This is a genomic window from Bacillus sp. FSL L8-0199, assembly GCF_038005705.1.
GTDB lineage: Bacteria > Bacillota > Bacilli > Bacillales > Bacillaceae_G > Bacillus_A > Bacillus_A cereus.
On the sequence record NZ_JBBOTS010000001.1, the window covers coordinates 1,432,731 to 1,453,257 of the forward strand.

Here is a 20,527-nt window from a genome sequence, read left to right on the forward strand (position 1 = left end):
AGACAAATTATTTGACTTCTTTTACTTTTTGTAAATTGAAATAGAATACAACACTGTTAGTCGTATTATACACACCATACTCGGCATGATGGAGGTCTAAAATGTTTTTTACAATAGATAATCCGAGACCGGTACCTCCGGTGTGACGGCTACGTGATGCATCTAGACGATAGAAGCGATCCCAAATTTTTTCAAGGCTTTCTTCAGGGATAGGGTTTCCTGTATTTTCGATTTCGACTTTTACGGTATCTTTTGCTTCTATAATGGAGACTTGTATTTTTTCTCCCTCTGGCGTATAACGGATTGCATTACTTAGTAAGTTCACAACTACTTGTTCAATGCGACTGCGATTTGCTGTAACAAGTATAGAAGGGTCTGCATCGATGTTCACTTGTAAATGTTTTTCTTCCATGCTAAATAATAATTTTGTGTAGACTTGTTGCGTTAATTCACCGATTGAGAACGTCGTCATATCTAGTTTGTAAGTACCAGATTCCAACTTTGCTAATTCTAACATCTCAACAATCAGCCTGTTCATATTTTCTGTTTCTTCTAAAATAACATCAGTATAATACGAAGTATCCTTACTAACACCATCTTTAATTCCTTCTGCAAAACTTCTAATTACACTTAGCGGTGTTTTTAATTCGTGTGATACGCCAGAAATGAATTCTTTTCTTGTTTTTTCTAATTGACGTTCACGTTCAATATCTTGTTGTAACTTTGTATTAGCAACATTTAATCGATCGATTCGATCTTTTAAATTTACAGATAATGTATTGATACTGCCAGAAAGCCCGCCAATTTCATCGTCAGCTGTAACAGGTAATTTCTCGCTGAAATCAAAATTAGCCATTTTTTTTGTAACACGATTTATTTTAATTAGTGGCTTTACAATAATTTTTGAGTAGTAGAAGGATAACAAAATAATTACGAGAAACACGATGATTAAGGCATAGACATAATAATCTTTTAAAACGAGCATCGCTTCATTAACAGGCTGCAAAGATGCTATCGCAAAAGCATATTCTGTAATCCTTCCATTTTCTATAATCGGTTTTACAAAGATACTATTTTTTATATTTTCTCCACCATCTAATATGAAAGTACTTAATTGGTTCGAGTTAGAAGTGCCCTCTCTAATCATATCAGCAAAATATTGAACGGCTTGTAATGTTTCAATATCATTTGCAAGGCGAACCTCAGCTTTTGATGGAAGCTGTAACTTAGTTATAACACCTGTAAAGACGATTCGAGTTGTAGATTTGTATCGGCTTGCAAGTCTATTCTTAGAAGGATTTCCATTAATTGATTGAAAATCCGAATAGAAATGTTCGTTTTGCCATTGATTATAATTCGTTCCTAATTTTTGTGGTGTGATTATATTATTCTCTTGCACGACTCCATCAACATTGATTATTACATCTTTTTTTAAACCTAAATTTTCGAATTTATTATATTCTTCTGGTGTTAAAAGATTATTGAGTGGAATGGAATACTGTTTATTATTGTTGGGATTAAATACATCGATATAGTAATTGTTATCACTTTTAATAATACCGTTAGAATCTAAAAACTGCATATCGGCATTTGTTTTATCATGAAATTCTTGTTTTAGTTTTCTAACCTGCTCATAACTTTTATCACTTTTATCATAATTATCTACGAATTTTTCAAAAGCAGTTTGGACTGTTTTTACTTTCTTATTAATATAAAATTTCTCTAAAAATAGAGATTGTCCTAGGAAAAAAAGTAGGAATATGATTGTAAATAAAGTGGATGTTAATAAAAATAGTTTAAAGACGATACTTCTGTTTTTCACTGCGTCACCTCTTATGAGAAATACTGTAAATGATTTCTTTATCCCGCTTTAACGGGCAATAAGACTCCCACTTCAAAATTCGGCGAATACAAGGGAGTTAAATGGGAGATCAATTGCCCGTAAAATCCGATTGGTTCAACTAATAATCAGTGGGGGATGGAAAAAACCCCCACTGATTAAAGTTTCACTTTATTATAACAAACGTTACAAGAAAGTAGAGGGGAGAAATCTGTCTCTTTATAAAGTAGTTATTTATAAAAAGTCACATAAAAAGAACTCGCCAGACGTATGACAAGTTCTTTAGTGTACTATTGTTGAATTGCTGCATCTAAAGCGATTTCAATCATTTCGTTAAATGTAGTTTGACGCTCTTCAGATGTTGTTTCTTCGCCAGTGAAGATGTGATCGCTAACTGTTAATACTGATAATGCATTTACACCGTATTTCGCTGCTAATGTGTAAAGAGCAGTTGTTTCCATTTCTACTGCTAATACACCGTAATCTCCAAGTTTTTTAACCATGTCCATGCTTTCACGATAAAACACATCTGCTGTTAAAACGTTACCGACACGAACGTGTAATCCTTTTTCAGTTCCAGCATCATAAGCTTTCTTTAAAAGGTCAAAGTTTGCAGCTGGTGCAAAATCAAATCCTGGGAATGTTAAACGGTTCATATTAGAATCAGTACAAGCCGTCATTGCGATAATAACATCACGAACTTTTACATCTTTTTGAATTGCACCGCAAGTTCCAACGCGAATTAAATTTTTAACTCCGTAGCTTTGGATTAATTCGTTTACATAAATAGAAATAGAAGGAACACCCATACCTGTACCTTGAACAGATACACGTTTTCCTTTATAAGTTCCAGTGAAACCTAACATACCACGCACATTATTATAGCAAGTAACGTCCTCTAGAAATGTTTCAGCGATATATTTTGCACGTAATGGATCACCAGGTAATAGAATAGATTCAGCGATTTCGCCTTGTTTTGCTTCGATATGTACACTCATAAAAAAGTCCTCCTTATAATGTATTGATAGAAATCAATATCATTTGCATTATACACTACGAATCCTTTCAATTAAAATCTTTTTATTATTTGTAATATGTGCAAAATAGGAGGATTTCATAAATCATAATCTAGAATATATATCTTAAGAAGTTTTGTATGAATAGAGACAATAAAAATGGTAGGTGATGTTTTGAAAAATCTTGTCATTGGGCTTATTGCGTTAGTACTTATTGTGGCAGGAGGATTTTACATAAAAAAATATCAAGAAAACGAAGAGACTGTAGGAGATGTTCAGGAAGTAAAGTGGGATGTTTCAAATGGAAAGGGAAATGAGAAAGTAGATATTGTATTTCAGTTGTTAAACAACAAGAATAATGAAATTCGTGGTGTAAATGATCAAATGCGGGCAGTGATTGTAGATGGACAGTTAAAAAACATACAACAAATTAAACCCACATTTGCAGGGAACGGGTCATATAAGTTATCTTCCAAAATAGCGAAAGACGAAGAATATACAATATTTTTATACGAAGACAAAAATAAGTCCGTAGAGTCATTCGCTAGGAAGAATTTTGGTAGAACGAAAGAGGAGAACAATAAGAAAAAAGTGAAATTTCCAATCGACAGTGTACTTACAAAAAAAATAGGAGAGTATGAAGTTTCTCTTTTATTTGGCGCATTACATCCGAATGAACCAGTTACGTTAACATTTCAGTTTCAAGCGAAAAAGGGTGAAAAATTGAAATTGCATTCAGAGAGAGGAGAAGTAGAGTCACTCTATATAGTGGATGAAACGAAGGAGAATTTTTTATACGCTATGCCTGTAGATACGGATGAACAATTACAATACCGAATTACATTTCCTGCCGAGGGCACGTATAAAATGTGGGGGAATTTCTATATAAATGGTAAGAAGTATGAAAAAGAATTTATTGTACAAGTTCAAAAAAGAAAAAACAGCTAAGAATTTAGCTGTTTTTTCTTTTTCCTATTAATTTTGTTACAGAGAGCATTGTAATTGGTAAAGAATGATTCTTTCTAAATGCTAAATATTTACCGCTCCATGCTGGTTTATATTTTTCTTTAAAATGTCGTAATCCGCTGAAACTATACGTATAACGAACGTTATTAAAGATTGCAGCAGCCACTCGTTCAGACCAGAAAGACTGTGTGGATAAACCAACATTTGAAAGTGGTGCCATACCGATATTAAAGGAGTGGTATTCATTTTCTTTTGCCCACTGGAATAAGTGGATGAAAATTGCGTCCATAATGCCGCTAGGCGCATCTGGATAATATCGCATTAAATCGACAGATAATGATCCGTTTTGATATACAGGCATGAATGTTGTGAATGCAATAATTTTTCCATCCGAATCAGATAATGTTGCGATAGGAGCGCGACTAATATATTCACGATCGAAGTATCCGAGTGAAAAACCTTTCTCTTTTTTTCCACCAAGCCATGCATCTGAAACTTTTCTTAACTCTTCATATAATTCGTCGGAGAAAGGTGGCTCATGAATAGAGAATGTATAGCCTTCTCTTTCAAAACGGTTGAAAGTAGCTCGCATGCCAGCGCGTTTCTTTCCTGTTATTGTAAAGGTATTTAAATCAACAACAGCTTCTTCACCAAGCTTAAAGAAGTTATAACCAAAATCGTGGTATAAACTCATCCATTTACTTTCAATTTGATAGAATACACAAATGTATCCAAATCGATCAGCCTCAGCTAAAAACTCTTGCAATACAGTACGATAGGAGGAAGGGTCCCCAATTGGATCACCTAGTACAATAAGTCGTTTTCCAGTTATTGAGAAGAGAATGAGTGCTTTTCCATCACTACTGAAAAAGAACTGTTTATCTCCTAAAAAACCTAAATGACTAAGTACATTTCCACCATGTTCATCTAAGAAGTTTTGTAATCGTTTATCATTAGCTGGTTGCCCGGGAAATTCATTTCGATAACGATTTGCAATGAGTGAACCAATTAGTAAAAAAGTAGGAACAAAAAAGGCAGCTGCTAATGCACTTCGTTTCACTTGTGTAATATTACGAACGACAAAATCAGGTTTGAAAGCTTCTTTTGCACCTGCAAATAAAATACCTAAGTTTTTATATAAATATAACGTTACAAGTAGGAATATAAAAACTTTTACGATATCGGAAAGTGAGACTTCCATTTTCTCACGTACAAACCTTTTACGAAGCATATACAATACAGCGAGTACGATTAATAAAATAAAAGTTTCTTCAACATCAATTCCTTTTAGTGTGTTAAAAATAGCCGCTCCAATTAAAGAAACAATCGTCATATAATAAGAACGTTTTGTTCCGTAATATATCCCCCGCGAAAGAATGAGGAGGAGAATACCGAATGTTAGCGATAAGCTAAAAGAAAATTGAATAAGATGTTTTGGAGCTAGAATATGTAAGGCGTGTGCCCGATTTATACTTGTCGGTAGAATGGTTGATAAAATAACCATTAAGCCAGCAAATACTGTTAAAGCAGCAGATGCCCAAGAACCTAACTTTCCTAGAAAGTCACGCTGCAAAGTCCATATAACACCAGTTGTCTCTAATGCAGGCGCAATAAAAGGTTTATCTTCAAACTTTTTAATGGCTACTCCTGTCATTTCAAAAGCTGCAAAAATGAGACCAAGGCAGAAGGGCAAGATGTAATAGACGAGACGATATAATAACATAGCAGGGAGTAAAACACCTGTATCGATGCCGTATTGCCCAAGCCCAGTTAAGAAGACAAGATCAAATGATCCAAGGCCACCAGGAACAAGACTAACGACACCAGCTAAAGCAGCAATAACATATACGCCTAAAAACTTTTGGAATTCGATTTCAATGCCAAATAATAGTAATATGACGTACATAACAATACCAGCGGATACCCACTCGACTAATGAAACTAATGAGTATAAAACAGTTGGGTTTTTCTCCTCTTCTTCTTGTTCCTCTGTTTGCGTCGCTTTTCTATTTTTTAATTTAGAAAATCCGATATATATAGGGACGAAAAGAGCGAAGAAGATAAGAACAGGCCATAGCCATGGTTTTTCATGCAAAATAAATCTCGTGTCTAATATTCCGATGAGACCAAGAAATGAAAGAATGGCTAATCCATTAATAAAGGCAGTTGTCATCCAAGCGATACTTTTAATAAGTTTTCCATTTTCTTTTATATATGGACGATAAAGCATTGTGCGTACGCCGGCTCCAACAAGACCACCAAACCCGATAAATCCATTTAAAGTATTAGCAATCCACGAGATACGGAAAATCTTTTGGACAGGGATATCAGCTTTTAAGTAACGAAGCATAACATAGTCATAAAAGAACATTGTTGATACAGCGAATGCACCAAGTGTAATTGCTAAAAAGACTCCTCCAGTTGGAATGTTTTTAATTGTATCAATCGCTTCTAAAAAAGAAATGCCCGCTAATTCTTTTTTTGCTTGAAAGAATACAATTGTTAATACAACAAATGGGAAGACAATTTTCCCGATTTGTAAGAAACGTTTCCATGAAAACGACATAAATACAACTCTCCTTGTATAAGAAAACTGAGACAATAATATTATTATGACAAACTTCAAGAAAAATAAAAAGGTAAATTCCTGTATAGGCGAGCTATTTTTTATATAGGTATATTTAAAAGAATATTTTGTTTATCAGAAAATTAAGTTAGAATAAGATGAAAGAGGGGGAGGGGAGTATATGATTATAAAAGGTTACGTAGGATATGAGTTAGAAAAAGCGAAACCTAATACATCAGAAGATTTTTTTAACAGATCTGAAGTGACATATATATTAAATGGTAAAGAGAAAACTTTTTCGGTTGTATACGTTCGATATTTTGAAGAAGTTTTACAAGAAATTACTCCTTTTGAAGGAAATCCAGTGTATAAAGTAGAAGAACAAAACATATATTTGCGTGATATTGTAGCGATATGTTGTTTAGTGAAAGATAAGGAGCTTCGTGCGCAAAAACGTTTGTATTTAAATAATATGGAAGAATTTCAACAATATTTTGATGAGGGAACGGTGTCGAAAGTACAAGAAATATTGGCTGAATTACATAAAAATAAAAGAGTAGAAATAGCGTGAAATGGCAAAGGAGAGAGAAAAATGTCTAATTTGATGGTTGAAAATCAAACAGAACAAGTTTCTATATTTTTAGAAGATGCTATTAATTTGATAACTAATTATGTAAATTATCATACGTTACCTTCTTTATTAGAGGAAACACCAGCAGGGAATGAGCAATATTATAAAGGGGTATTAGCATCAATGAGACGACTTCTCGTTTTTTGCGAAGAAGGACAGGATGCATGTTTTGTTTTGTTGAATAGCCAGCCATTTCGAAAAACAGCAGCTGAAAAAATTTTATATAAGATTTACCATCAAGTAATTGCAGAGTTTTTTTCACCGAAGAGTGATCATTGGTATGAAAATAGTCGGTCTGCATATACAGGGAAAAATTCTATCGTTTTTCAACAAACACCACCTGCATCTTTGGAGCAAGTGATGAAGAGTTTAGAAGGTAAATTTCAATTGATGCGTGAAGAACTAGAATATTATGAGACGGATTATCAGACAAAGATGTTACACAAATATTGATTGAGGAAAAGAAGCTAAGGTGACTTAGCTTCTTTTCCTTTTGTACAGTTATATAAGGGATTTTCATTGAATATAGTTAAGTGGATAGCATTAGGGAGGTGCAACATGAATCAGCAAGGTGTATTTACAGATTACTTTCATGAAGTAGAAAATTGGTGTGAAAGTGTTCTTCACGTATTAGATAGCCGCGCAATGGAAGTGTATGATGTCCATATGCTTGCTTATAAAATTCAGACGTTATTAGAGCGTATGAAAGAGCATGAGTATGAAACAGATGCAGAGTTTATGTATGAAATAAGCGATGATGTAGAACATATTCAGCATCACTTGCAGGAAGTATTTATGCAAGAAGAAGAGGAATATGAATTATATGAAAGAGGGGATAGTGAACGAGCTGTCCCAATTGGAGGACATACACTCCCGCCATTACCTTATCCGTATAATGCATTAGAACCGTATATTTCTAAAGAAATTATGATGTTACATCATGATAAACATCATCGGAGTTACGTGGAAGGGTTAAATAAAGCAGAGAAGATGATGGAAGAAGCGAGAAAAACAAATAAATTTGATTTAATTAAGCATTGGGAAAGGGAAGCGGCTTTTCATGGGTCAGGTCATTACTTACACACGATATTTTGGAATAACATGAAAAAAGACGGTGGTGGAAGTCCAAGAGGAGCTTTTTCACAACAAATTGAACAAGATTTTGGGAGCTTTTTACGTTTCCAAAAACATTTTACAGAAGCGGCCTCTAAAGTAGAAGGTTCAGGCTGGGCAATTCTCGTTTGGGTACCCCGGTCTGGAAGGTTAGAAATTTTGCAAAGTACACTTCATCAATTATTTACACAATGGGATACGATACCGCTCCTTGTACTAGATGTCTGGGAACATGCGTATTATTTACAATACCAAAATCGAAAAGATGAATATATTAAAAACTGGTGGAATGTTGTAAATTGGCCTGATGTAGAAAAAAGGTTTGAAACTGCGAAACAAATTGAATGGACACCATATTAGACGCAAATTCTCTGCGTCTTTTTTAATGGAAGTAGAAGGAAGATTTCGTTCATATTTTAAAAGGCCAAGCATACACTTGTACAAAAAGTGCCAAAAGGACGTGGGGGGAAATATGAGACGAATTTGTGTAATCATTACGCTTCTTATGATGTATGCAAGCGTTATGCCGATTCCTACATATGCAAAGATGAACAGCAATGTCAGTGCTCGAAATGCTGTATTAATGGAGCAACAGTCTGGTCGTGTATTATACGGAAAAGCAGAACATGAGCCTCAAAAAATTGCTAGTATAACAAAAATTATGACCGCCTTATTAGCTGCTGAATCAGGGAAGATGAAAGAAATGGTATCAGTTAGTAATGAAGCGGTGAGGGTGGAAGGATCGGCAATCTATTTAAAGCCCGGACAAAAAGTGAAGTTAGAAGATTTAGTATACGGACTCATGCTTAGATCTGGTAATGACGCAGCGCAAGTAATTGCTGAAAGTGTGGGTGGGAGTATAGATGGATTCGTATATTTAATGAATCAAAAAGCGAAAGAAATTGGAATGAAAGATACGCACTTCTCAAACCCTCATGGCTTAGATGGAGATGGATCACATTATTCGTCGGCTTACGATATGGCATTATTAACGAAATATGCAATGGGAAACGAGACATTTAAGAAAATCTTTGGAACCAAAACATATAAATCAGATTCTTGGGATTACCCGTGGAAAAATAAACATAAGCTGGTAACGTCTTATTATGAATTTGCAACAGGAGGAAAAACAGGCTTTACGAAGAAAGCTGGGCGAACGCTTGTGACAACGGCATCAAAAGATGGACTAGATTTAATTGTCGTAACTTTGAGTGCCTCTAGTGATTGGGATGATCATATGAATTTGTTTGATAAAGGTTTTGAACGTTTCAAACAAACGAAAGTTTTAGGACAAGGAGCAATTGCTGAAATAAATGAAAAGAAGTATGCCAACCATGTTTATACGAAAAATAGTTTTTCGGTACCGTTAACTGAAGAAGAAAAAAAGAACGTAGTATTAAAAGTTGAACTCCATAAAAGTACAAAACTTACGGATGGAGTAAAGGTTGGGAAGACAGACATTTATGTTGGTAATGAAAAAGTTGGAGAACGGAATTTATTTTATAGTAAACGGAAGTTAGTAGCTACAACGGGACTTTACTGGAATAATGTGAAAGAAATTTTTTCTTACATGATAGGTGTTGGGAACGATGGTTAATCTCGTATGGGTAGCGATGGCTGTCATTGGGATTGTATACGCCATGATAAATGGCACGATGGAAGAAGTGAATAAAGCTGTATTTGACGGAGCAAAAGATGCGGTAACGATTTGTATAGGACTTATTAGTGTTTTAGTATTTTGGCTCGGTTTAATGAAAATTGCAGAGGAAGCCGGATTGTTAAAAAAATTAGTTACACTTTTTATGCCGATAGTAAAAAGGTTGTTTCCAGAAATACCAAAGGATCATCCGTCCATGGGATTTATTCTATCAAATATGATGGCAAACTTTTTTGGTCTAGGTAATGCAGCAACCCCTCTTGGTATTAAAGCGATGGAACAACTGAAAGAGTTAAATGGAGGAAAGGATTCGGCGAGCCGTTCTATGGTGACGTTTCTAGCATTAAATACATCAGCCATTACATTAATTCCTACGACAGTCATTTCCATTCGAATGACGTATGAATCAGCGAATCCTACTGAAATTGTTGGGGTAACATTTATTGCACAAGTACTTTCTATGATTGGAGCAATTTGGATTGACCGCTATTTTTACCGAAGAAGGAGTAGAAAGGGGCGGAAAAAATGAGTATTGTAAATACAATTTCTTTATGGGTAATTCCTTGTGTAATTGGTTTTATCCTTTTATATGGCACAATAAAGAAAGTACCGACGTATGAATCGTTCGTTGAGGGAGGAAAAGAAGGGATTCAAATTGCAATTTCCATCTTACCGTTTATGGTTGGAATGCTTGTGTCTATTTCTATATTCCGGTCTTCAGGTGCGTTAGATGCAATGATATCGGTAATGAAGCCAATGTTAGATTTGATCCATGTTCCAGCAGAAATTGTTCCACTAGCACTTATACGCCCTATTTCAGGCTCTGCTGGTTTAAGTATTACGACCGATTTAATTGCCACATATGGGCCAGATTCGTTTATTGGGAGATTGGCTTCTACGATGCAGGGAAGCACAGATACGACTTTCTACATTTTAACTGTATATTTTGGCGCGGTCGGGATTAGAAAAATGGGTGATGCACTAAAAGTAGGACTTTTTGCAGATTTAATAGGGATTATATGCTCAATTGTGTTCGTTTCTTTATTGTTTCAGTAATACTATTCATTTTTTACGCTATTTCGCTTATAATACGTATACGACCACTATTAAGGTGTAGCTTAATAGTGGTTTTTTTATGTGGTATTTTTGACAAAATGATGAACTTTTATTGTGAGAAATATGAAAAATATGGACAATAATAAAAGGTAAAAACATGATTTGACCTTTATATGTTTATTATCATCGCTATGTTGTTTAAGTAAGATGAAGCGAATAGCCGTAAAGCGTATGCGGTTGCCAAGTCTTTCTAATGTAAGGTAAGATAAATTCGAGGTGAAAAAAGAAATGGAACGATTACAAAAAGTGATTGCGCAAGCAGGTATTGCATCGAGAAGAAAGGCTGAGGAATTAATTCAGCAAGGAAAAGTGAAAGTTAATGGAAAAATAGTGAAGGAGTTAGGGACAAAAGTAACTCCTCAAGATAAAGTAGAAGTAAATAACATCCCTCTTGAAAAAGAAGAACCTGTTTATTTTTTACTATATAAACCAACTGGCGTAATTTCAAGTGTATCAGACGATAAAGGAAGAAGTGTTGTAACGGACTTTTTCCCGGAAATTACACAACGTTTATTCCCAATCGGACGCTTAGATTATGATACGTCTGGCGTATTATTAATGACAAACGATGGGGACTTCGCAAACGTATTAATGCATCCTAGATATAAAGTTGAAAAAACATATGTTGCAAAAATAAAAGGTCCATTAACAGGTGAGAAAATTCGCATGTTAGAACGCGGTGTTACGTTAGAAGACGGTAAAACAGCGCCAGCGCGTGTGAAAATTATTTCTTGGGACAAGCGTAAAGAGATGGCTATTGTACAGTTAACAATTCATGAAGGACGTAATCGTCAAGTACGTCGTATGTTTGAAGCGTTAGACTGTAAAGTAGTGAAATTAAAACGTGAACGTTATGCTTTCTTAGAAGTAGGAAGCCTGCGACCTGGTGATGCGAGAGAATTGACACCACATGAGGTGAAACAATTACGCGCACTTGCTTCTACAAAGCCAAGATAAGCTATAGAGTTAAAAATTCACCAGTGGAGTGCTCTGCTGGTGATTTATTCAATACAACATTTACAGAAGATAATACATAACATTTATCGAGGAGAGGAGAGGTAATATGAAGAAAAATCGCTTATTATTTCGCGTTATTATTCTACTCATTTTATGTGGTGCTGTAGGATTTACCCTTTATCAAGGATTCTTTGCTAATAAAGAGAAAATGCAAATCGGAAAAGAAGCACCTAACTTTGTTGTGACGGATTTAGAAGGGAAGAAAATTGAACTAAAAGATTTAAAGGGAAAAGGTGTATTTTTAAACTTTTGGGGCACGTGGTGTAAACCTTGTGAAAAAGAAATGCCTTATATGAATGAATTATATCCAAAGTATAAAGAAAAAGGTGTTGAAATCATAGCGTTAGATGCAGATGAAACGGATATTGCAGTAAAGAACTTTGTGAACCAGTATGGTTTGAAATTCTCAGTTGCCATTGATAAAGGACAAAAGATTATAGGAACATATGGAGTAGGTCCATTACCGACAAGCTTTTTGATTGATAAAGATGGAAAAGTAGTGGAGCAAATTATAGGTGAACAAACGAAAGAACAGTTAGAAGGGTATTTAAAGAAAATTACTCCGTAATAAAGAAAGCCTTTACATAAGGGGTGCGTGTCTATAGTGCCTCTGGTTTAAAAATTCTGAGTATTGTGGTAACTTGAGGTTAGAATATACAATAGTACATATAGATACAGGGGCGGTGAGAGTGTTGAAAGAAATTAAATGTGAATGTGGACATGTTAATCCGATAGGAACCGTTTTTTGTGAAGCTTGCGGGAAACCATTTGAAAGCAATGAAAATGCAAAACTATTGGATATGCGCTATGAGGGGAGTGCACGGAGATCTCTCACGCAGACAAAAACGATAGTCGATAAAATTTGGAGCTTTTTCTCTTCTGTAAAAGTGGGTGTATGGCTAATCGTAATAACTTTAGCTGCATCAGCGATAGGAACTATTTTTCCGCAAGAAATGTACATAACTCCAGGGATTGCACCAGCTGAATATTATAAACAAGAATACGGATTTTTAGGACAATTATACTATCAATTAGGATTTAATAATTTATACGGTTCATGGTGGTATATGATTTTGATTGCTTCTATCGGTATTTCACTTGTGATATGTAGTTTAGACCGCGTTATTCCACTTTATAAAGCTTTAAAAAAGCAAGGTGTAAAAAGACATCCTAGCTTTTTAAAGAGACAGAGATTATATGGGACTGGTACACCGCAAGATGGTGACCTGGAAAGAGTGCAAAAGAATTTAAAGAAAAGAAACTATAACGTGAAAGTGGAAGACGGAAACGTTTTAGCAGAAAAGGGACGCTTCTCGCGTTGGGGTCCATATGTAAATCATATCGGCCTTATTATCTTTTTATTCGGTGCGATGCTTCGTTTTTTACCGAGTATGTACGTAGACGAAGCACTTTGGTTACGTGATGGTGAAACGAAAGAAATACCAGGGACGGATGGACAGTACTACTTAAAAAACGAGAAATTTATAAAAGAAGTTTATGATAAAAGTAAGGACAAAGAAGTTTTTGAGGAAGCGATTGATCGTGTAGGCGATAAAATGATTGCGAAAAACTTCCAAACGAATGCCGTATTATATAAAGCAGTAGGAGAAAATATAGCAGGACAAAAACCGAAATTAGAAAAAGTAAAAGAAGCGGAAATTCGAGTGAATGAACCACTGAAATTTGATCAATTTGCAGTGTATCAAGTGGATTATAAAGAAAGTGAATTTAAAAGTATGTCCTTTAACTTGCAAAATAAAGAAAATAATCAAAAGTGGGGACCGATTAAAGTAGATTTAACGAATCCTAAGGAAAAATATGATTTAGGAACTGGTTATTCTCTAGAACTATTAAGCTATTTTCCTGATTTTTATTTTGATGAGAATGGAAAACCAAATACAAAAACGAAATTACCAAACAATCCTGCATTTGTATTTAAAATGTTTACACCTGAAACACCAGATGGTGAAGTGAGTTTTGTTGGTATTCAGCAAAATATAGAACCAGATGGAAACAACAAATATAAAATGTCGTTTGCAGGTGTTGAAATGCAAAATGCAACAGCACTTACTGTAAGAAAAGATTTAACGCTTTGGATTCTCGGTATTGGAGGATTTATATTTATGGTTGGTGTCATTCAAGGTATGTATTGGAATCATCGCCGTATTTGGATACAACGTGTTAATGATGAATGGTGGATTGCAGGGCATACAAATAAAAATTGGTTCGGTTTAAAGAAAGATATTGAAAGAGTAATAGAAGGTACAGCAATTCCACAGCCAAATGATAAAGTAATTGATAAAAAAATTAGTTAAGGTGGGGAAACGATATGGTGCAAATAAGTAGTAACTTTCTCTTTACCGCATTTATTTTATATTTAATTGCGACTCTATTTTTTGGGGGAGCCATTAAAGAAAAGGGTCATAAATGGGCAAATGTAGGAATAACGATTACAATTTTAGGGTTTATAGCACAAACAGTATATTTTGTTACAAGGTGGATTGCATCAGGGCATGCGCCAGTTAGTAACTTTTTTGAATTCGGTACATTTTTCGGCATGATGCTTGTAGGAGCATTTATTGTCATGTATTTTATGTACCGTGTAAGCATAATCGGACTATTTGCATTACCAGTTGCGCTTTTATTAATTGCCTATGCAAGTATGTTTCCGAGGGAAATATCTCCGCTTATTCCATCTTTAAAAAGTAATTGGTTACATATTCACGTGACGACTGCAGCAGCAGGACAAGCCATTTTAGCGATTAGTTTTATTACAGGCGTTATGTATTTATTGAAAAATGTAGATCAATCGACGAGAAGTAAACGTACATTTTGGCTAGAGACGGTAGTATTTACACTTGTTTGTACAGTTGGATTTATTGGAGTAACAACGGTATTTTCTAGTATGAAATATGAAGCGAAGTTTCAATGGATTGATAAAAATGAACAACAACTGGAAATGAAGTACAATCTTCCGGCTTTAGTTGGACCGCATGAAGGGAAGTTACTGACAGAAAATAAATTAGAACCGGCAGTTGAAGTTCCAGCAATTGTAAATGCAAAAAAATTAAATACTGTTATTTGGTCAGTGTTAGTTGGAACATTACTGTATATTGTATTAAGACTCGTTTTACGGAAGCGAGTATCGGCGGCACTTCAGCCGTTAGTAAAGAATACGAATAGTGATCTACTAGATGAAATCGGATATCGATCTATTGCAATTGGATTCCCAGTTTTCACATTAGGTGCATTAATTTTTGCGATGATTTGGGCTCAAATAGCGTGGACGCGCTTTTGGGGCTGGGATCCGAAAGAGGTTTGGGCACTTATAACGTGGCTCTTTTATGCTGCAGTACTACATTTACGATTATCTAAAGGGTGGCATGGAGAGAAATCAGCTTGGCTTGCAGTAATTGGTTTTGCAATCATTATGTTTAACTTTATTGTAGTAAACTTAATTATTGCCGGTTTACATTCATATGCATAGAGAAATAAAATAGGAGAGTGTATGTCACTTTCCTATTTTATTTTTGTCAACTTTTCTTCTTTTTTGAGAAAAACATGACAAAGTAGCGGTTGATTTTGTAAAATGATGTCGAGGACATTATATACAGTTCAAAAAAAATACATAGTTTTGGAAAAAAATTGAACAAAATTTATTATTCTTGTGAAGCATAATATGGGAAGTGAAACATTTAGAAGATTGCTTAAATAAACGAGAATAGCGCAACATAATAGTTAAAGAAGGGTAGGTGTGAACCGCTGAGGTGAGAGTACGCAGCGGGTAGAGATGGCAAATGAATCAAGAATTTTAATTGTAGATGATGAGGATCGTATTCGTCGTTTATTGAAAATGTACTTAGAAAGAGAACAATATACGATTGAAGAAGCAGATAATGGTGATACAGCTTTAGAAATGGCGTTGCAAAATGATTACGATTTAATCTTATTAGATCTTATGATGCCTGGTAAAGATGGCATTGAAGTATGTAAAGGGGTTCGTGAGAAGAAAGCGACACCAATTATTATGCTGACAGCAAAAGGTGAAGAAGTAAATAGAGTACAAGGATTTGAAGTTGGAACAGATGATTATATTGTAAAGCCGTTTAGTCCACGTGAGGTCGTGCTACGTGTGAAAGCGGTATTACGTCGTGCTGTACCAACAACATTCTTTACACAAGATACAACGACAAAAGATGTTACTGTATTCCCTCACTTAACAATTGATAACGATGCACACCGTGTTACTGCAGATGGCAATGAAGTAAACTTAACGCCGAAAGAATATGAGTTACTATTATTTTTAGCGAAAGCTCCTGATAAAGTATTCGATCGTGAGCAGCTGTTAAAAGAAGTATGGCAATATGAATTCTTCGGAGATTTACGTACAGTTGATACACATGTAAAGCGTTTACGTGAGAAGTTAAGCAAAAAATCACCAGATGCAGCGAAAATGATTGTTACTGTTTGGGGTGTAGGTTACAAATTTGAGGTTGTGAACGACTGATGCTTTGGAGAAGTGTAGTAGGGAAGTTATGGATGACCATATTACTTCTCGTTTCGTTTGTTCTTGGATTTGTTGCGATTTTACTTTCACAATTTTTTAGAACGTATTATGTTGATATGAGTGAAAATAGACTTCAAAAAGTCGCAACAAGTGTTACGGAATTAATTGAAGAAGGTGCCGATGTAAAAACGATTGAGAACATCGCGTACAAATTCTCTGATCCACTTTCAAGGATTATTATTGTAGAAGATGGCAAGGAAATCTCTTCTTCACCGAAACAAGAAGGGTTAGTCACTCTTACAATGGATGATTTAAAAGAAGATAAAGAATTAGCCGCTGTTTTTACGGACAAAAAAGAAATTAAGAACAACATTAGAAAAGCTTCTGATAGTAGAAAGAATAAAAGCACTGAAAATGATATTGTGATCGTTGGGAAACCAGTGCAATCAAAAAATCAAAGCGCAGTGTTCGTATATGAATCTTTACAAGTGCCAATAAAAGATATGGAGAGAACGACTGATTTCATTTTCTTAGCCGCTGGGATTGCGATTATATTAACAACTTTCTTTGCGTTCTTCTTATCTACTCGGATTACAGCACCGCTTCGTAAAATGCGTGAGGTTGCTTTTGAAGTGTCACGTGGGAAATTTGATGCAAAGGCTCCTATGGTATCTCAGGACGAAATTGGTGAGCTGGCAACGGCCTTAAATCAAATGGGTAAACAGTTGAAGTTTAATATGAATGCTTTGCAGCAAGAAAAAGAACAGTTAGCCAGTATTTTGAGTAGTATGGCAGATGGAGTTATTACGTTAAATCAAGAAGGTGAAGTCGTAGTTATTAATCCACCGGCTGAACATTTCTTACAAGTTTGGCAAGAAGAAAAAGAGATAGAGTTAAGAAAAAAATTACCTTCTGAACTTGTGGAACTATTCCATCTCGTTGTAGAAAGCGAGCAACAACAAGTTGTTGAAATTAATTTACAAAAAGGGAACTATGTAGTTCTTATGACACCACTTTACAATCAAACGAAAATTCGTGGGGCTGTAGCGGTACTGCGAGATATGACGGAAGAACGTCGTCTTGAGAAAATGCGTCAAGACTTTATTGCGAATGTATCACATGAACTTCGTACACCGATGGTCATGCTGCAAGGGTATAGTGAAGCGATTTTAGATGATATTGTGCAAACGAAAGAGGAAATAGATGAGTTTGTTCAAATCATTTATGATGAATCCGTTCGTTTAGGTAAACTTGTAAATGAATTGTTAGATTTAGCTCGTATGGAAAGCGGTCACGTAGAGTTACATATTGGTGAAGTCGACATACATCCATTTGTGGAAAAAATTGGTCGTAAATTCCAAGGGATTGCAAAGGATAAAGAAGTTGAACTAACAGTTGATTTCCGGAATCAGATTGAAGAATATGCGTTTGATGCAGATCGGATGGAACAAGTGTTGACGAACTTGATTGATAACGCAATTCGTCATACGAATGCGGGTGGACATGTAACGCTTGTAATTGATACAAAAAATAATGGCCTCATTTTTGAAGTACAAGATTCGGGTGCAGGCATTCCAGAAGAGGATATTCCATTTTTATTTGATCGTTTCTATAAAGCTGATAAAGCAAGAACACGTGGGAAAAAGGGTGGAACAGGACTTGGGCTTGCGATTGCGAAAAATATTGTTCAAGGCCATGACGGTAAAATTTCTGTATCAAGTGTTGTTGGAGAAGGAACTACATTCTCTGTATATTTACCGAATCGTATAATTTAGATATGTGTTTTTAAAGTTGATAATGAATAAAGTTCTGCTGTTTTTTATTTTTTTGTAAACTCAATTAAATAAAGAATGGTAGAACTTTTTTCTATCTTGATCGAATCAAGAATAACAAGAGAGGGTGCTGTGAAGAAATGAAATTATATACAAAAACAGGAGATAAAGGAACGACAAGTGTAATAGGTAGCAGGGTTGATAAAGATGATATCCGTGTGGAAGCGTATGGAACAATAGACGAGGCAAATTCTCATATTGGATATGCAATGACTAAGGTTCAAGGCGGGGCTTTTAGAGATATTTACAATGAGCTCGAAAATATTCAACATGAACTATTTGATTGCGGAGGAGACTTGGCAATAGTGGAACAAAAAATTCCTTATAAAGTGACAATTGAGATGGTTGAAAGTTTAGAAAGAAAGATTGATTTATATATAGAAGAAGCCCCGCCATTAGAACGCTTTATTTTGCCAGGTGGTAGCGAGGCGGCGGCTACTATTCATATTGCACGTACTGTTGTAAGGAGAGCAGAACGCTCTATAGTATCATTGCAAAAAGAAGTGAAAATAAATGAAGTTGTCTTAAAGTATGTAAATAGATTATCTGATTATTTGTTTGCGATAGCTCGAGTAATAAATGCCCGATTACAAGTGAAAGATGTGGAGTATAACCGTAGTGCATTAGTTTTTCGTGATAAGAAAGAGAAGGAAGTGGAGTAATTCACTTTCTTTTTTTGTATACTTTTTTCTGTAATATACCAAAATAGAGAAGGTATGGTGGTAATTAGAAAACGGAGGATGTATATGAAAGTTTTAAAATGCGGCGTCATGTTATTGAGTATACTGTTTGTATCTCAATTACATGTTTATGCAGAAGAAAATCGATGGACATGGCCTGTTGAAGGTCAGATAAGTGATTATTTTGGGACAAGGCATGGAAAACACTATGGTATTGATGTAGCTGCGCCGATTGGAACGCCTGTGGCAGCTATTCAAGATGGTAGGGTAACGAAGTCTTATTATTCAAGTAGTTATGGAAATGTTGTATTTATTAAACACGGAGAATATGAGGCTGTATATGCACATTTAAATAAGAGATATGTGGGGCAAGGAGATTATATTTCCAAAGGAGAAAAAATTGGAGAAGTAGGGAACACGGGAGAATCGCGAGGTGCACACTTACATCTAGAACTTCATCAAGGAAGATGGACGATGGCGAAAAAGAATGCGATGAACCCATTGCTTGTTTTAAATGAACAAAGAAATGAAGTTGTTTCTTCATCATTATATGTCGTACAAAAAGGGGATACTTTAGTTAGTATTGCACGGAAATTTAGTATGACACTTAAGGAAATTAAAGAAAAAAATGGATTGCAGCAAGAGCTAATTTATCCTAATCAACAATTATATGTTAAGTGAAGGAAACATCTCAAAAATTAAACTTTGAACAAATTTATGTTCTTCTTAAATAAGGTTCAATGTAAATGAAATTATATGGGCGCTTTTGCTAGAACTATTGAGTGAATCAGAGCATCTATATCTAAAAGAAAACCGTCCCAAAATTTATTTTGGGACGGCTTCTTTTACCAAAAAATAAAGACACATATAAATCCAGAAATAGCTAAATAGCTATATAAGTAAAAAACTTTTGTTCTTGTTTTCTCTTTTGTTCGAAACAGTACGATAGTCGGTTCAATTAAACCGATTGTCAAACAAAGTAGGCCAAGAAGCATACAACCAATCGAAATAGAATACAGGGCGATTTGTGGTGCTTGAAATGGAATCATCCATTTTAATGAAAATGCAATAAGTGCAGTGTAACAAATACTACCGATGTATTTATTCAGTGGTGTATTAGAACGAAAACCAGGAAGTTTTTTTAAGAAAGAGCGGGAAACAACTTCTGTTTGTAAAGATGTATGCTCTTCAATAATTTTTTGAGCTTCTTTTCCTTTTTGAAAAAGAGATAAGATCCAATTTCGCTCACCCTGAAAAATAAATTGAGAAGTTGTCAAATAGTGATCAATCTTCACTTTATTCCAACTCTTCCACGGATGACGCTCACACAATTTTAATTTACTTTCTGTTTTTTTATCATACTGATAAATACTGATGCCATCTTCATCGAAAGTAGCATAGTATGTCTCGTTTGAGAATGTGCCTAAATCAATTGGGCAATAGAAAAGTAATTCTTTTTTTAAGTAAAAGTATTCTTTTCTTAAGTTTTTTTTCATTGCTTCTCGAATAGAATGTCTCTTGTCTTTTTTCATGACATTTCCTCCATAACTCAGAAAATGTTCTTATCTTAACAATTCAATATCTTA

Annotated in this window: 19 protein-coding genes; 15 read left to right on the forward strand and 4 right to left on the reverse strand. The window is 34.9% G+C overall.

What is annotated here, in order from left to right; genetic code table 11:
* Nucleotides 1-7: 7 nt before the first annotated feature.
* Nucleotides 8-1,822 carry a sensor histidine kinase gene (locus NST86_RS07510; RefSeq protein WP_016117479.1) on the reverse strand — a complete coding sequence of 605 codons (1,815 nt, stop codon included), beginning with the start codon at nucleotides 1,820-1,822 and terminating at the stop codon, nucleotides 8-10.
* Between the two features lie 308 nt (nucleotides 1,823-2,130).
* Complete coding sequence (gene deoD, locus NST86_RS07515; RefSeq protein WP_000110707.1) at nucleotides 2,131-2,838, reverse strand: purine-nucleoside phosphorylase; 708 nt, start codon at nucleotides 2,836-2,838, stop codon at nucleotides 2,131-2,133.
* Nucleotides 2,839-3,015: 177 nt separating this feature from the next.
* On the opposite strand from deoD, the gene NST86_RS07520 reads away from it, so the two are divergent.
* Nucleotides 3,016-3,804 carry a hypothetical protein gene (locus NST86_RS07520; protein WP_000232610.1) on the forward strand — a complete coding sequence of 263 codons (789 nt, stop codon included), beginning with the start codon at nucleotides 3,016-3,018 and terminating at the stop codon, nucleotides 3,802-3,804.
* 4 nt (nucleotides 3,805-3,808) lie between these two features.
* Here the strand turns inward: NST86_RS07520 and mprF are convergent, their stop codons facing one another.
* The gene (mprF, locus tag NST86_RS07525) at nucleotides 3,809-6,388 is read right to left on the reverse strand and encodes a bifunctional lysylphosphatidylglycerol flippase/synthetase MprF (protein ID WP_000010893.1); all 2,580 of its coding nucleotides are present in this window, start codon (nucleotides 6,386-6,388) and stop codon (nucleotides 3,809-3,811) included.
* Nucleotides 6,389-6,569: 181 nt separating this feature from the next.
* On the opposite strand from mprF, the gene NST86_RS07530 reads away from it, so the two are divergent.
* The 14 genes from NST86_RS07530 (at nucleotide 6,570) to NST86_RS07595 (ending at nucleotide 19,622) form a co-directional block, all read left to right on the forward strand.
* A complete protein-coding gene (locus tag NST86_RS07530; protein ID WP_000584365.1) occupies nucleotides 6,570-6,959 on the forward strand; it encodes a hypothetical protein in 390 nt (129 codons plus the stop codon).
* 21 nt (nucleotides 6,960-6,980) lie between these two features.
* On the forward strand, nucleotides 6,981-7,472 hold the full coding sequence (locus NST86_RS07535; protein ID WP_000067556.1) for a YpuI family protein: 492 nt from the start codon (nucleotides 6,981-6,983) through the stop codon (nucleotides 7,470-7,472).
* Nucleotides 7,473-7,577: 105 nt separating this feature from the next.
* Entirely contained in the window at nucleotides 7,578-8,492 is a 915-nt protein-coding gene (locus tag NST86_RS07540) for a superoxide dismutase (protein ID WP_001075739.1), read from the forward strand.
* 112 nt (nucleotides 8,493-8,604) lie between these two features.
* Complete coding sequence (locus tag NST86_RS07545) at nucleotides 8,605-9,729, forward strand: D-alanyl-D-alanine carboxypeptidase family protein (RefSeq protein ID WP_001252637.1); 1,125 nt, start codon at nucleotides 8,605-8,607, stop codon at nucleotides 9,727-9,729.
* Nucleotides 9,722-10,318: a spore maturation protein SpmA gene (gene spmA, locus NST86_RS07550; RefSeq protein ID WP_000247811.1), complete on the forward strand. Its 597-nt coding sequence runs from the start codon at nucleotides 9,722-9,724 to the stop codon at nucleotides 10,316-10,318. The genes NST86_RS07545 and spmA overlap by 8 nt, the downstream gene beginning before the upstream one ends.
* A complete protein-coding gene (gene spmB, locus NST86_RS07555; RefSeq protein ID WP_000029514.1) occupies nucleotides 10,315-10,845 on the forward strand; it encodes a spore maturation protein SpmB in 531 nt (176 codons plus the stop codon). The genes spmA and spmB overlap by 4 nt, the downstream gene beginning before the upstream one ends.
* 276 nt (nucleotides 10,846-11,121) lie before the next feature.
* Nucleotides 11,122-11,862, forward strand: a complete 741-nt coding sequence (rluB, locus tag NST86_RS07560; protein ID WP_372474244.1) for a 23S rRNA pseudouridine(2605) synthase RluB — start codon at nucleotides 11,122-11,124, stop codon at nucleotides 11,860-11,862.
* A gap of 106 nt (nucleotides 11,863-11,968) precedes the next feature.
* Entirely contained in the window at nucleotides 11,969-12,490 is a 522-nt protein-coding gene (gene resA / locus NST86_RS07565) for a thiol-disulfide oxidoreductase ResA (RefSeq protein ID WP_340933449.1), read from the forward strand.
* Nucleotides 12,491-12,611: 121 nt separating this feature from the next.
* Complete coding sequence (gene resB / locus NST86_RS07570) at nucleotides 12,612-14,237, forward strand: cytochrome c biogenesis protein ResB (RefSeq protein ID WP_016117480.1); 1,626 nt, start codon at nucleotides 12,612-12,614, stop codon at nucleotides 14,235-14,237.
* A gap of 14 nt (nucleotides 14,238-14,251) precedes the next feature.
* Nucleotides 14,252-15,409 carry a cytochrome c biogenesis protein ResC gene (resC, locus tag NST86_RS07575; RefSeq protein ID WP_000250081.1) on the forward strand — a complete coding sequence of 386 codons (1,158 nt, stop codon included), beginning with the start codon at nucleotides 14,252-14,254 and terminating at the stop codon, nucleotides 15,407-15,409.
* A gap of 303 nt (nucleotides 15,410-15,712) precedes the next feature.
* Nucleotides 15,713-16,429: a DNA-binding response regulator ResD gene (gene resD, locus NST86_RS07580; RefSeq protein ID WP_001262938.1), complete on the forward strand. Its 717-nt coding sequence runs from the start codon at nucleotides 15,713-15,715 to the stop codon at nucleotides 16,427-16,429.
* Nucleotides 16,429-18,204, forward strand: a complete 1,776-nt coding sequence (gene resE / locus NST86_RS07585) for a sensor histidine kinase ResE (RefSeq protein WP_000964695.1) — start codon at nucleotides 16,429-16,431, stop codon at nucleotides 18,202-18,204. The genes resD and resE overlap by 1 nt, the downstream gene beginning before the upstream one ends.
* Before the next feature lie 137 nt (nucleotides 18,205-18,341).
* The gene (locus NST86_RS07590) at nucleotides 18,342-18,923 is read left to right on the forward strand and encodes a cob(I)yrinic acid a,c-diamide adenosyltransferase (RefSeq protein ID WP_016117482.1); all 582 of its coding nucleotides are present in this window, start codon (nucleotides 18,342-18,344) and stop codon (nucleotides 18,921-18,923) included.
* Nucleotides 18,924-19,007: 84 nt separating this feature from the next.
* Entirely contained in the window at nucleotides 19,008-19,622 is a 615-nt protein-coding gene (locus tag NST86_RS07595; RefSeq protein WP_000866120.1) for a peptidoglycan DD-metalloendopeptidase family protein, read from the forward strand.
* 164 nt (nucleotides 19,623-19,786) lie between these two features.
* Here NST86_RS07595 and NST86_RS07600 read toward each other — a convergent pair whose 3' ends face one another.
* Nucleotides 19,787-20,473 carry a hypothetical protein gene (locus tag NST86_RS07600; RefSeq protein WP_016117483.1) on the reverse strand — a complete coding sequence of 229 codons (687 nt, stop codon included), beginning with the start codon at nucleotides 20,471-20,473 and terminating at the stop codon, nucleotides 19,787-19,789.
* Nucleotides 20,474-20,527 lie beyond the last annotated feature (54 nt).

Coding starts and splice junctions, on each gene's coding strand:
- spmA (WP_000247811.1), top strand. CDS start 9,722: ATGGTTAATCTCGTATGGGTAGCGATGGCTGTCATTGGGATTGTATAC.
- resA (WP_340933449.1), top strand. CDS start 11,969: ATGAAGAAAAATCGCTTATTATTTCGCGTTATTATTCTACTCATTTTA.
- resE (WP_000964695.1), top strand. CDS start 16,429: ATGCTTTGGAGAAGTGTAGTAGGGAAGTTATGGATGACCATATTACTT.
- resC (WP_000250081.1), top strand. CDS start 14,252: ATGGTGCAAATAAGTAGTAACTTTCTCTTTACCGCATTTATTTTATAT.
- NST86_RS07595 (WP_000866120.1), top strand. CDS start 19,008: ATGAAAGTTTTAAAATGCGGCGTCATGTTATTGAGTATACTGTTTGTA.
- NST86_RS07520 (WP_000232610.1), top strand. CDS start 3,016: ATGGTAGGTGATGTTTTGAAAAATCTTGTCATTGGGCTTATTGCGTTA.
- NST86_RS07545 (WP_001252637.1), top strand. CDS start 8,605: ATGAGACGAATTTGTGTAATCATTACGCTTCTTATGATGTATGCAAGC.
- deoD (WP_000110707.1), bottom strand. CDS start 2,838: ATGAGTGTACATATCGAAGCAAAACAAGGCGAAATCGCTGAATCTATT.
- NST86_RS07600 (WP_016117483.1), bottom strand. CDS start 20,473: ATGAAAAAAGACAAGAGACATTCTATTCGAGAAGCAATGAAAAAAAAC.
- NST86_RS07540 (WP_001075739.1), top strand. CDS start 7,578: ATGAATCAGCAAGGTGTATTTACAGATTACTTTCATGAAGTAGAAAAT.
- resD (WP_001262938.1), top strand. CDS start 15,713: ATGGCAAATGAATCAAGAATTTTAATTGTAGATGATGAGGATCGTATT.
- spmB (WP_000029514.1), top strand. CDS start 10,315: ATGAGTATTGTAAATACAATTTCTTTATGGGTAATTCCTTGTGTAATT.
- NST86_RS07535 (WP_000067556.1), top strand. CDS start 6,981: ATGTCTAATTTGATGGTTGAAAATCAAACAGAACAAGTTTCTATATTT.
- mprF (WP_000010893.1), bottom strand. CDS start 6,388: ATGTCGTTTTCATGGAAACGTTTCTTACAAATCGGGAAAATTGTCTTC.
- NST86_RS07530 (WP_000584365.1), top strand. CDS start 6,570: ATGATTATAAAAGGTTACGTAGGATATGAGTTAGAAAAAGCGAAACCT.
- NST86_RS07590 (WP_016117482.1), top strand. CDS start 18,342: ATGAAATTATATACAAAAACAGGAGATAAAGGAACGACAAGTGTAATA.